Source organism: Curtobacterium sp. B18, from assembly GCF_000333375.1.
GTDB lineage: Bacteria > Actinomycetota > Actinomycetes > Actinomycetales > Microbacteriaceae > Curtobacterium.
Window position 1 is genome coordinate 1 of record NZ_BACZ01000508.1, and the last position, 11,108, is coordinate 11,108.

Consider the following 11,108-nt stretch of genomic DNA (forward strand, 5'->3'; position numbering starts at 1 on the left):
GTGCGTCGCTGAGCATCGTCCGGCCGACTCGGGCAGGGGTCGAGGGCGAGCGGCGACGCGTCCCACCGGGCGAGCGGCACACCGTCGACGGCGACCCCGCCGATCAGGCCCTTCGGCTCGCCGATGCGCGGGCCGTAGTCGACGCGGCCCTGGTCCTCGACGAGGAGCTCGAGCGTGCCGGTGACCGGCGGCAGCGCGATCGCGCGGTCGTGGTGCTCCCGCTCGAGCACGCCGACGACGGTGCCGTCGACGGAGACCACGGCGCGGTCGCGGACCTCCTCGCCGACGGTGAGCACGCCGCCGGCCGGCAGGTCGACCTCGGTCCGGTGCACGACGAAGCCCGAGGCGGCGCCGAGCGCGTCGAACGTCGGCGGGACGTCGTGCGAGGACCAGTCGGTGAGCGCCGGGAGCAGGGCGCGCAGGGACGTGACGCGGTCGAGGCGGACGGCGACGTCCGCGGCGGGGGTGGGCCGCGCCTCCTGGACCGACGCGTCGGACCCACCGGACGCGACGGAACCGCCGGACGCGACGGACCCGCCGGACGGGTCGGACGCGAGCCGTCCGGATCCACCCGGACGCATCGAGTCGGGCAGCGGCGGCACGGGCGCGTAGCGCTCGATGACCGAGCGGAAGGCGTGGAACTTCTCCGTCGGACGCCCGGCCTCGTCGAGCGGGGCGTCGTAGTCGTACGACGTCGCGATGGGGCGGTAGACACCCTTGTCGTTCGCACCGTTCGTGAAGCCGAAGTTCGTGCCGCCGTGGAACATGTAGATGTTCACCGAGCCGCCGGCGGCGAGCAGGTCGTCGAGGTCCGCGGCGCTGTCGGCGGCCGAGGTCGTGTGGTGGTGCTCGCCCCAGCTGTCGAACCAGCCGTCCCAGAACTCCGAGCACATGAGGGGGCCGGTGGGCTGGGCCTCGCGGAGGCGTGCCAGCCGGGCGACGGACCGCGAGCCGAACGAACCGGTCTTGTGCAGCGAGGGCAGCGACCCGTCCTCGAGCATGGTGCCCATCGGCTGGTCGACGCTCGTGAACGGCACGGTGAGGCCGATCGCGCGGTGCATCTGCTCGAGCTTCGACAGGTAGACCGGGTCGGAGCCGTACGCGCCGTACTCGTTCTCGACCTGCACGAGGACGATGGGCCCGCCGGCGTCGATCTGCCGCGGGACGAGCACGGGGGCGAGCTGCTGCAGGTAGGTCTCGACGGCTGCGAGGAAGCCGGGCTCGTCGCGGCGGACCCCGACGGTGCCGTCGGCGAAGAGCCAGTACGGCAGACCGCCGTTCGTCCACTCGGCGCAGATGTAGGGGCCGGGGCGGACGATGGCGTGCATGCCCTCGGCGGCGACGAGGTCGAGGAAGTGGCCGAGGTCGAGCCCGCCGGTGAGGTCGAAGACGCCGGGCGACGGAGCGTGCGCGTTCCAGGCGACGTAGGTCTCGATGGTGTTGAGCCCCATCAGCTTCGCCTTGCGGATCCGGTCGGCCCACAGGTCGGGGTGGACGCGGAAGTAGTGGATCGCGCCGGACAGGATCCGGTGCGGCTCGCCGTCGAGCAGGAAGTCGGTGTCGCCGATGGCGAAGCGCATGGGGGAACTCTCTCAGGAGACGGGGCCGTGCGGAAGGATCCGCACGGCCCCGGGTCGAACTGGTGTGGTGACTACTTGGACGAGACCGTGAAGCCCTGGTCCTCGCCGTACTTCGCGAGGGCCTTCTGCCACGCGGCGAGCCCGCTCTCGAGCGAGGTGCCGTTCTCGTACGACTGGCCGACGGTGTCGGCGTAGACGCTGTTCGCGTACACCTGGTACGGCAGGTAGGTGAAGTCGTTGGTCGACGACTTCGACGCGTCGACGAGCACCTTGTTGATCTGCTGGCCGCCGAAGTACTCGGGCTTCTCGTCGAGGAACGCCGAGGACTCGAGGTCCGCCGTGGTGGACGGGAAGCCGCCGGACTTCATGAAGACGCCGGTCGACTCCTTCGAGGAGTTCAGCCACTTCAGGAAGCCCGCCGCGAGCGCCGGGTTCTTCGACTGCCTCATGACCGCCTCGGCGCTGCCGCCGTTGTTCGCGGTCTGGGCCGTGCCGCCGTCGTAGGTCGGCATCGGCGCGACGCGCCAGTCACCGCTCGCGTCCGCGACGCTCGCCTCGAGGTTGCCCGGCATCCAGGCACCGGTGATCAGCGTGGCGATCTGGCCGTTGCCGAGCTGCTTGTACCAGTCGTCGCTCCAGCCGACGGTCTTCGACAGCAGCCCCTGCTCGACGAGCTGGTCCCAGGTCTTGGTCCACTTCTTCGTGCCGGCGTCCTCGAGGTTGATCGTGACCTTGTCGCCCTTCGTGGTGAAGGGCGTGCCGCCGGCCTGGGCGATCATGCTCGTGGTGAAGCCCGCGTCGCCGGAGTCGGCCGCGATGTACGCGTCCGGGTCGGCGGTGTGCAGCTTCTTCGCCGCGGCGACGTACTCGTCCCACGTCTTCGGCACGGAGATGCCGTACTTGTCGAACACGGCCTTGTTGTAGAACAGCGCCATGGGGCCCGAGTCCTGGGGCAGACCGTAGATCTTGCCGTCCATGTCGACGGAGCTCCACGTGCTGGCCGCGAACTTGTCCTTCAGGTCGCCGAACCCGTACGACGACAGGTCGAGGAGCGAGTCGGACAGCGCGAACTGCGGGAGCGCGTAGTACTCGACCTGGGCGACGTCCGGGGCACCGGAGCCGGCCTTGATCGTGTTCTGCAGCTTCGTGTACTGGTCGGCACCGGTGCCGGCGTTGACGAGCTTGACCTTCACCTTGGGGTAGGCCTTCTCGAACGCGGCCACCTGGTCCTTGGCGGACGGGGTCCAGGACCAGTAGGTCAGCGTGCCGCCGTCCTTGAGGGCCTTCGAGATGTCGTCGGACGAACCGCCGGACGAGGAGCCGCCGGAGGCGCAGGCGGCGAGGGCGACGGCTGCGGTGACGCCGATGGCGACGGCGCTGAGGCCGCGCCGGAGACGCTTGTTCATGGAGGTGCCTTTCACTTCTTCGTGGAGAGGGGGTGGAGCTGCTGTGTGCCGGGCCGGCAGGCGCGTGGCGGGGTCGCCCCGCGCCTCCCGGCCTGACGGGTCAGGCCTTGACGGACCCGGCCGCGAGGCCGGACTGCCAGAAGCGCTGGAGGAAGAGGAACGCGACCACGATCGGGATGATCGTGAGGAGCGATCCGGTGACGACGAGGTTGTAGATCGGCTCGGCACCGGACCCGGTGGCCTGCGCGTTCCACTGGTTCAGAGACACGTACGTACGTGTCTGCTCCGTGCGGCGGCAGCTGCCGTGTCGTCACCGTGACGGTGTCCGGTGCGGGGATGCCCGTGAACGTCGCGGTGCCGTCGTCGTCGGTGGTGGCGTTCCCGACGACGACGTCGACGCCGATCGCCGCGAGCTCCACGTCCGCCAGGCGGATCGGGGCGCCGTCCGGCGAGGCGAGCTGCACGGTGATCGCCCCGGAGCCGACCGCGGTCGCCGGCGGCGCCACACCGACCAGCGCTGCCGCCGCCAGTGTCACGACGAGTGTCGTCCCGGTGATGAGTCGCATCGCGTTCCCCGATCGCTCGCCGCTCGTGCGTTGCGTGGGATCGTACGCGTCGTCGCGCCTGCGCGCGCGACCCCGCCGTGCGGCGCGTGCGGGCGCACCGGCCAGGAGGCGCGACCCGCCCTGCGGACGCACGTCGCGCCTCCTGGCCGGTCACCGCTCGGACGGTCGGCCCGCGGCTACCGACTGCGGAGGATCCCGAGGAACTCGTCGGCCATGCCGAGCTGCTGTTCCAGCTTCGCGCGGCGCAGCTCGGTGTCGCGGACGTACGCGTCGAGCTCGCCACGGAGGCGTGCTCATTCGGCGTCGTCGTCGGTCCGGTCGAGGGCGTCGACGACGGCCAGGAGCCTCCGTGCCGTCGTCGTGTCCTGGCGAACGTATCGCCGCGCGATCTGCAGTCCCGGTCTTGCGCACCAACCCTTCCGTCGCGTTAGAGTCGAACCATACCAACTCTTCCGCAACGGAAGAGTTGGGATGTGCCGGATGTCTCGACGCCGCCGGCCGTGCGCGATGACGCGCCCCACGAACAGCTCTCGCGGGCGCAGCGCCCGCACCCCACCATCCGAAGGAGAACCGTGACGACCGTCACGCAGTCCGTGCCCGTCCAGGCGCATCCCAGTCCCACCGTCCTGTCCGCCCTGCGGAACCCGAAGGTCCTGCTCCGCGAGGTCTTCGCCGGCCTCGTCGTCGCCCTCGCCCTGATCCCCGAGGCGATCTCGTTCTCGATCATCGCCGGCGTCGACCCCCGTGTCGGCCTGTTCTCGGCGTTCGTGATGGCCGTCGTCATCTCGTTCGTCGGTGGCCGAGCCGCGATGATCACCGGCGCCACCGGCGCGATCGCCCTCGTCGTCGCCCCGGTCGTCAAGGAGCACGGTCTCGACTACCTCATCGCCACCGTCCTGCTCGGCGGGGTCTTCCAGCTGATCCTCGGCGGGCTGGGAGCGGCGAAGCTGATGCGGTTCGTGCCCCGGTCGGTGATGGTCGGCTTCGTCAACGCGCTCGCCATCCTCATCTTCACCGCGCAGCTGCCGAACATCATCGGCGTCTCGTGGCTGGTGTGGCCGATCGCCGCCGCCGGCATCGCGATCATCGTCCTGCTGCCCCGGTTCACCACGGCGATCCCCGCGCCGCTCGTCGCGATCGTCGTCCTGACCCTGGTGACCGTGTTCGCGTCGATCGCGATCCCGACGGTCGGGGACGAGGGCACGCTCCCCGACAGCCTGCCGACCCTGTTCATCCCGAACGTGCCGCTGACCCTCGAGACGCTCACGATCATCGCCCCGTACGCACTCGCGATGGCCCTCGTCGGACTCCTCGAGTCGCTGATGACGGCGAAGCTCGTCGACGAGGTCACCGACACCGGCTCCCGGAAGACCCGAGAGGCCCTCGGCCAGGGCGTCGCGAACATCGCCTCCGGACTGTTCGGTGGCATGGGCGGGTGCGCGATGATCGGGCAGACCATGATCAACGTGAAGGCCTCCGGTGCACGCACGCGCATCTCGACGTTCCTGTCCGGAGTCTTCCTGCTCGTGCTGGTGGTCGGTCTCGGCGACGTCGTCGCGATCATCCCGATGGCCGCCCTCGTCGCCGTCATGGTGATGGTCTCGGTCGGCACCTTCGACTGGCACAGCATCAGGCCCGCCACCCTGAAGCGGATGCCCGTCGGCGAGACCATCGTCATGGTGCTCACCGTCGTGGTCGTGGTCGCCACCGACAACCTCGCGATCGGCGTCATCATCGGCGTCGTCGCCGCGATGATCGTCTTCGCCCGCCGCGTCTCCCACTTCACGAACGTGTCGCGGAGCATCGAGACGCTGCCGGACGGCGCGCAGCATGCCCTGTACGCGGTCGAGGGTGAGCTCTTCTTCGCCTCCTCGAACGACCTCACCACCCAGTTCGACTACACCGACGACCCGGACCTCGTGGTGATCGACATGACGAGGTCGCACGTGTGGGACGCCTCCACCGTCGCCGCCCTCGACGCGATCGAGACGAAGTACCACCAGCACGGCAAGCGCGTCGAGATCCGCGGGATGAACGACGCCAGCCGGGCGTTCCACGGCCGCCTCGCCGGCACCCTCGGATCCGGTCACTGACGACCACCTCGACCTCCGCCCGGCCCCGACGGGGCACCGAGTGAACGGGCGGAGCCGTGAGGCCGGGACCTGATTCCCCGACCTCGCAGCGGGCACCGTCGCGTCGAACCGTGACGGTGCCCGCACCCGCCCGTCGTGTCGCGCGGGGTGGGCTGCGCCCGTCGTGCCGCGCGGGGCGGGCTGCGCCGCCCCGAGACTCGGCTCGGCGGACGGTTTCGCGGCCGCCGCGCCGCGAAGATGTCCGCGGGGCCGAGACTCGGGCGCGGGAGCGGCGGCTACGCCCAGCCGAGCTCGTGCAGGCGCTCGTCGTCGATGCCGTAGAAGTGCCCGATCTCGTGCACGAGCGTGGTGTGCACCTCGTCCTTGAGTTCCTCGAGCGTGTCGCACTCGGCGAGGTGCTGCTTCCGGAACACCACGATCCGGTCGGGCAGCTCGCCGAAGCCGTACTGGCCGCGCTCGGTCGCCGCGACGCCGTCGTACACGCCGAAGAGCTCTTCGCCGTTCTCCGGTTCGTCCTCGACGACGAACACCACGTTGTCGAGGCCGTCGACCATCTCGTCGGGGAGCAGGTCGAGCTCGTCGGTCACGAGCTGCTCGAAGGCATCGGCGGACATCTCCATCACGCCGCCGATCGTCTCACGGTGTGCTGGCCGTCCGCGGCGAGGCCGTCCAGCGCGCTGACCGCCCGCGGCCAGGCCGGGTGGCGCCGTGCCCGCCCGCACCCGGGCCGTGCCCGCCCGCACCCGGGCCGTGCTGCCCGCCCGCGGCGAAGCCGATCGGCACGCCGCCCGACCGCGCGGCGAAGCCGCACGGCGCCGGAGGCACCCAGACAAACACTGAGGGAGAGCCCCGGTTGCGTCAGACGCAACAGGACTCTCCCTCGACTGGGGTGAATAACGGGTCTCGAACCCGCGACCTCCTAGACCACAACCAGGCGCTCTACCAACTGAGCTATATCCACCATGTGCACACCGGGCGACCGGCGCGACCACTCAATAGTAGTACATGCCGGAGGCGGGTCGGACCACGTGGGGCGAGCCGCGCCTCCTGGACGCGCCGGAGGCGGCGTGTCCTACTGCGCGAGCCGCGGCTCCCACTTGGTGACGACCTCGTTCGCGACCGCCTTGACGTCCTCCGAGGAGGGGCCGGGCTCGGCGACGAAGCCGGCGCGGCGGTAGTACTCGAGCTCGCGGATGGACTCGAGGATGTCCGCGAGCGCCCGGTGCCCGCCGTGCTTCTCGGGGGCGTTGAAGTACACGCGCGGGAACCAGCGGCGGCAGAGCTCCTTGATGCTCGAGACGTCGACGCTGCGGTAGTGCAGGTGGCCGTCGACGCGGGGCATGTACTTCGACAGGAACGAGCGGTCGGTGCCGATCGTGTTGCCCGCGAGGGGAGCGGAACCCTCGGCGGGGACGTGCTCGAGGATGTACTCGAGCACCTGGTACTCGGCGTCCGCGAGGCTCACACCGTTCGGGATCTCCTCGAGCAGCCCCGAGGTGGTGTGCATGTTCGTGACGAACTCGTTCATGTTGTCGAGCGCCGACTGGTCAGGCTTGATCACGATGTCGAAGCCGGGGTGCACGGGGACGAGGTCGAAGTCGGTGACGACGACGGCCACCTCGACGAGTTCGTCGACCTCGAGGTCGAGGCCCGTCATCTCGCAGTCGATCCAGACGAGGCGGTCGTTCGCAGTTGCCATGGTGTCGATCCTATTCCGCGGCGGCGCGGGGCCCGATGCCGGGTGGGAGTACGGGCTGGCGCTCGGGGGTCGCTCGGGTGCTGGGGTGCCGGGGTGCTGGGGTGCTCGCTCGGGTGCTCGGTGGCGCGCGCGGGCGATCGCGTGCTGGCTGGCGCGCTCGCGAGCGGGCGATGTCTGCAACGCTCGCGGCGCGACCGGGACGTTTCCCGCCCGCTCGCCGGGTGGGCTGCCCGAGCGGGCGGGCGAGGAGCGCTGAGCGGGCGGATTGTGCGGCGCTCTCGGCGGGCGCGGAACGGGTTCCGCCCGCTCGCTGCGTGCTCCGCGCGAGCGGGCGAAGAACGTCGGTAGAAGGTTCCGACCGAGACGTGTTCCGCCCGATCGCGCCCTCCGGCGGGTTGAGGGCGACTTCCTGGAGGCGCGGGCCGGCCCCTCGGGACCGTGTCGCGCCTCCAGATGGTCACTCTCCGGGCGGGCGCAGCTAGCGAACGGGCGAATCCGGTCACGTGCTCGCGGTCGCCACGACGACTTCCGCCCGCTCGCATCCGGAGATCGCGAGCGGGCGGAACTAGGCGGGTGTCGACCGCGAGCGGGACGTGTTTCGCCCGCTCGCGCGGCGGTGGCGCGAGCGGGCGGAATGTGGTGTGTGCGGGGCGTGAGCGGGACGTGTTTCGCCCGCTCGCGCGGCGGTGGCGCGAGCGGGCGGAACCAGGCGGGTGTCGACCGCGAGCGGGACGTGTTTCGCCCGTTCGCGCGAGGGAAGCGCGAGCGGGCGGAATGTGGTGGGTGCGGGGCGTGAGCGGGACGTGTTTCGCCCGCTCGCGCGGCGGAGGAGCGAGCGGGCGGAAGGGGACGAGCGGGCCCCGGGCTAGGCCATCTCGCCGGCGCCGATGGCCTCGGCCTCGACGCGCTCCGGCTCGGCGCCGTCGTCCACCCGGCGCAGCACGCGCGTGGTGCACACGACCACGACGAACGCGACGGCGACGGACAGCCCCGCGAAGACGTACGCGGCGGACGGGGCGAAGCGGTCGGCGAGCAGCGTGGCCACGGGCGGGGCGATCGCGCCGCCGATGAAGCGCACGGCCGAGTAGGCGCTCGACGCGACGGAGCGGGGGAGGTCGGTGGCCTCCATGACGCACTCGGTGAGGACGGTGTTGAGGACACCGAGCACGAGACCGCCGACGATGACCGAGATGACCAGGCCGACCTGCGAGTGCACGACCACGGCGGCGGCGAACAGGTCGAGCGCGAGCAGCGGGAGCGCGATCTTCAGCACGGTGGTGCGGCGGAGTCGGGCGGTGAGCATCGGGGCGACCCAGACCGAGGTGATCGCGAGGCCCACGCCCCAGCCGAAGAACGTGAAGCCGATGCCGAGCGCGCCGAAGCCGAGCGGGAAGGGCGTGTACGCCAGCAGGACGAAGAAGCCGATGTTGTAGAAGAGCGCGGTGACGGCGAGGGCGGCGAGTGCCGGACGACCGAGCGCGCGGAACGGTGCGGAGAGCTTCGTCGGGGTGGGCTTCTCGAGGCCCGAGGACTTCAGGAGCGTGACGATGGCGATGAACGCGATCGCCATGAGAGTGGTGACGCCGAAGAACGGGCCGCGCCAGCTCACCGAGCCGAGCAGGCCGCCGACGAGCGGGCCGACCGCGATGCCGAGGCCGAGTGCCGCCTCGTACAGGATGATCGCGGACGCGGTGCCGCCCGAGGCCGCACCGACGATCGTCGCGAGGGCGGTGGAGATGAAGAGCGCGTTCCCGAGGCCCCATCCGGCGCGGAAGTCGATGATCGTCCACACGCTGTTCGACGTCGCCGCGAGCACCGAGAACAGCACGATGAGCGCGAGGCCGATGAGCAGGGTGTTCTTCGCACCGATGCGGCTTGAGACCCAGCTGGTGAAGAACATCGCGACACCGGTGACGGCGAGGTAGCTCGTGAAGAGCAGCTCGGTCTGGGCGGCGGTGGCCCGCAGCGACGAGGCGATCGCGGGGAGGATCGGGTCGACGAGCCCGATGCCCATGAAGGCGACGACGCAGGCGAAGGCGATCGCCCAGACCGCTGACGACTGCTTGAGGATGCTGCCGGACTGTCCGGCGGGTGCGTGGGCGTTCACGCGTGGGTCTCCGTTCTGGTGGCGGTGGAGGTGCGGGAGGCGATGATCTCGACGGCGTCGTGCAGGGTGTCCCACTCGTCCTCGGTCAGGTCGGCGAAGAGCGGGCCGACCGTCCGGGTGAGGGTGACCCGCCAGGACACCAGCCGTTCGTGGCCGGCCTCGGTGAGCTCGATGAGCTGCCCGCGCGAGTCGTCCGGGTCGACGGTGCGGGTCACGAGGCCGTCGGCGAGCATGCCGGCGACGAGCCTCGTCATCGTCGGCTGCGCGACGCGGGAGGCGGCCGCGAGCTCGCCGAGGCGGAGCGGCTGGTCGGTCTCGAGGATGCCGAGCGTGCGCCAGACGGCGGAGGAGGTGGTGTTCCCCGTCGCCTGCGCTGCGGTGCGGATCAGGCGGTTGACGGAGACGAGGAGCGTCTCGATCGTCTGCTCGCGCGGTGATTCCATAGCAAAACTATATAGCGAAGCTATGAAGTCGTCAACAGGCGGCCCCTGGTAGAAGGGATGCATGAGCGACATCACCATCCACGAAGGCGACGAGTACACCGCGATCTTCCACGGCGGACCCTTCGACGGCACGACCGACACCCGCACGGCCACGAACGACGCGCTGGACGACGAGGTCACGGTGTTCGCCGACGTCGAGGGCCTCCAGACCGCGTTCACCTACCGCATGACGAAGTCGCGCCAGGTGCTCGACCAGACCTCGGCCGAGTTCGAGTACGTGCCGGGCGAGTCCGACCCGGTCGACGACCTCGCCGACCGCGGGGACCGCAGCGGCGAGTTCGACCGCGAGTAACCGACGGCGCCGCGGCGCGCGGCGGACATCGCGCACCGCGGCACCCCGCTCCACGCGGCGGGAGTAGAACCCCGCCCGCCCGCGTTGCAGGACTCCATGCAGCTCGACCTCTGGACCTCCTCGTTCTGCGCCCCGTGCGCCGCCGCCCGCCGGGTGTCGGCCGAGGCGTCCGAGCTCGTCCCCGGGCTGCACGTCACGGAGCGGGACGTGGCGAACCACCCCGACCAGGCAGAGGACCTCGGCATCCGGTCGACCCCCACGATCATCGTGCGGCGGGACGACGGAGCCGAGGTCTTCCGTTCACCCGGCGTCCCGACCCGGGACCAGCTGCTCCTCGCGATCGCCAAGGCGATCTGACCCGCCCACGCGCGACGCAGCTCCGGGCGGCCGGTCTCCGAGTCGATCCGGCGCCTCCCCGCGCTGGCTCGTCGGCGCGAGCAGCACCGGCGGCTCCGCCGGACGCAGCAGTCGGCGTCCCTGCCGCAGCACCCGCTTCAGCGCCCGCACCGGCGCCCCGATCGCCAGGGCGACGGCTCCGAGCACACTGCGATCGTCCGACCCGAGGGCGTTCTTGCGCTCCCAGGCCCGGCGGAGCACACCGCCCCGGCTCCGGCGCGCGGCCGGCCGATCGCGCAGCACCCCGGCGTCGCGTGACGCCATGAGCCGCTCGGCCCGCTCCGCCCAGTCGTTCTCGGACTCCGGGTGGAAGTGGTTGTCGTGCATCCACGCGGGCCGGACCGTCCCGAACCGGCCGTCCACGAGGTCGATCGCGTCGCCCTCGAGGCCGCTGCCCACGAACACCTCGTTGATGAGGTGCCGGCCGATGCCGAAGTCGGTCAGGGTGAGGGCGGGGATGGCCCGG

The 11,108-nt window shown here is 71.0% G+C and carries 10 protein-coding genes, 1 tRNA gene and 1 pseudogene; 3 read left to right on the top strand and 9 right to left on the bottom strand.

What is annotated here, in order from left to right; genetic code table 11:
- The 3 genes and pseudogenes from I5E_RS26490 to I5E_RS23710 form a co-directional block, all read right to left on the bottom strand.
- Positions 1 to 1,580: glycoside hydrolase family 35 protein (locus I5E_RS26490; RefSeq protein ID WP_022907429.1), on the bottom strand; the 1,580-nt coding region annotated here is incomplete at its 3' end.
- A 71-nt stretch (positions 1,581 to 1,651) separates the two neighbouring features.
- Positions 1,652 to 2,986: an ABC transporter substrate-binding protein gene (locus I5E_RS13350; RefSeq protein WP_022907430.1), complete on the bottom strand. Its 1,335-nt coding sequence runs from the start codon at positions 2,984 to 2,986 to the stop codon at positions 1,652 to 1,654.
- A gap of 100 nt (positions 2,987 to 3,086) precedes the next feature.
- Positions 3,087 to 3,254 (bottom strand): annotated as a pseudogene (locus I5E_RS23710) (carbohydrate ABC transporter permease); the annotation flags it as partial.
- A gap of 870 nt (positions 3,255 to 4,124) precedes the next feature.
- Between I5E_RS23710 and I5E_RS13360 the strand changes: the two are divergent.
- Positions 4,125 to 5,645, top strand: a complete 1,521-nt coding sequence (locus tag I5E_RS13360; protein ID WP_022907432.1) for a SulP family inorganic anion transporter — start codon at positions 4,125 to 4,127, stop codon at positions 5,643 to 5,645.
- Between the two features lie 275 nt (positions 5,646 to 5,920).
- On the opposite strand, the gene I5E_RS13365 is transcribed toward I5E_RS13360, so the two are convergent.
- The 5 genes from I5E_RS13365 to I5E_RS13385 form a co-directional block, all read right to left on the bottom strand.
- Entirely contained in the window at positions 5,921 to 6,265 is a 345-nt protein-coding gene (locus I5E_RS13365) for a metallopeptidase family protein (RefSeq protein WP_022907433.1), read from the bottom strand.
- Between the two features lie 265 nt (positions 6,266 to 6,530).
- Positions 6,531 to 6,606: transfer RNA gene (locus I5E_RS13370), tRNA-His, on the bottom strand.
- 111 nt (positions 6,607 to 6,717) lie between these two features.
- Positions 6,718 to 7,344: an oligoribonuclease gene (gene orn / locus I5E_RS13375; protein ID WP_022907434.1), complete on the bottom strand. Its 627-nt coding sequence runs from the start codon at positions 7,342 to 7,344 to the stop codon at positions 6,718 to 6,720.
- Positions 7,345 to 8,209: 865 nt separating this feature from the next.
- Positions 8,210 to 9,451, bottom strand: coding sequence for an MFS transporter (locus I5E_RS13380; protein WP_022907435.1), 1,242 nt, complete (start codon positions 9,449 to 9,451; stop codon positions 8,210 to 8,212).
- Positions 9,448 to 9,966 carry a MarR family winged helix-turn-helix transcriptional regulator gene (locus I5E_RS13385; protein WP_187290510.1) on the bottom strand — a complete coding sequence of 173 codons (519 nt, stop codon included), beginning with the start codon at positions 9,964 to 9,966 and terminating at the stop codon, positions 9,448 to 9,450. The genes I5E_RS13380 and I5E_RS13385 overlap by 4 nt, the downstream gene beginning before the upstream one ends.
- Between I5E_RS13385 and I5E_RS13390 the strand changes: the two genes are divergently transcribed.
- Both I5E_RS13390 and I5E_RS13395 read left to right on the top strand, forming a co-directional pair.
- Entirely contained in the window at positions 9,956 to 10,246 is a 291-nt protein-coding gene (locus I5E_RS13390) for a hypothetical protein (RefSeq protein WP_022907437.1), read from the top strand. The two genes, I5E_RS13385 and I5E_RS13390, sit on opposite strands and share 11 nt — an antisense overlap.
- Before the next feature lie 96 nt (positions 10,247 to 10,342).
- Entirely contained in the window at positions 10,343 to 10,603 is a 261-nt protein-coding gene (locus tag I5E_RS13395) for a thioredoxin family protein (RefSeq protein ID WP_022907438.1), read from the top strand.
- On the opposite strand, the gene I5E_RS25570 is transcribed toward I5E_RS13395, so the two are convergent.
- Positions 10,547 to 11,108 (bottom strand): DUF6716 putative glycosyltransferase (locus I5E_RS25570; protein WP_031262704.1); only part of this gene is annotated, 562 nt, incomplete at its 5' end. The genes I5E_RS13395 and I5E_RS25570 overlap by 57 nt on opposite strands.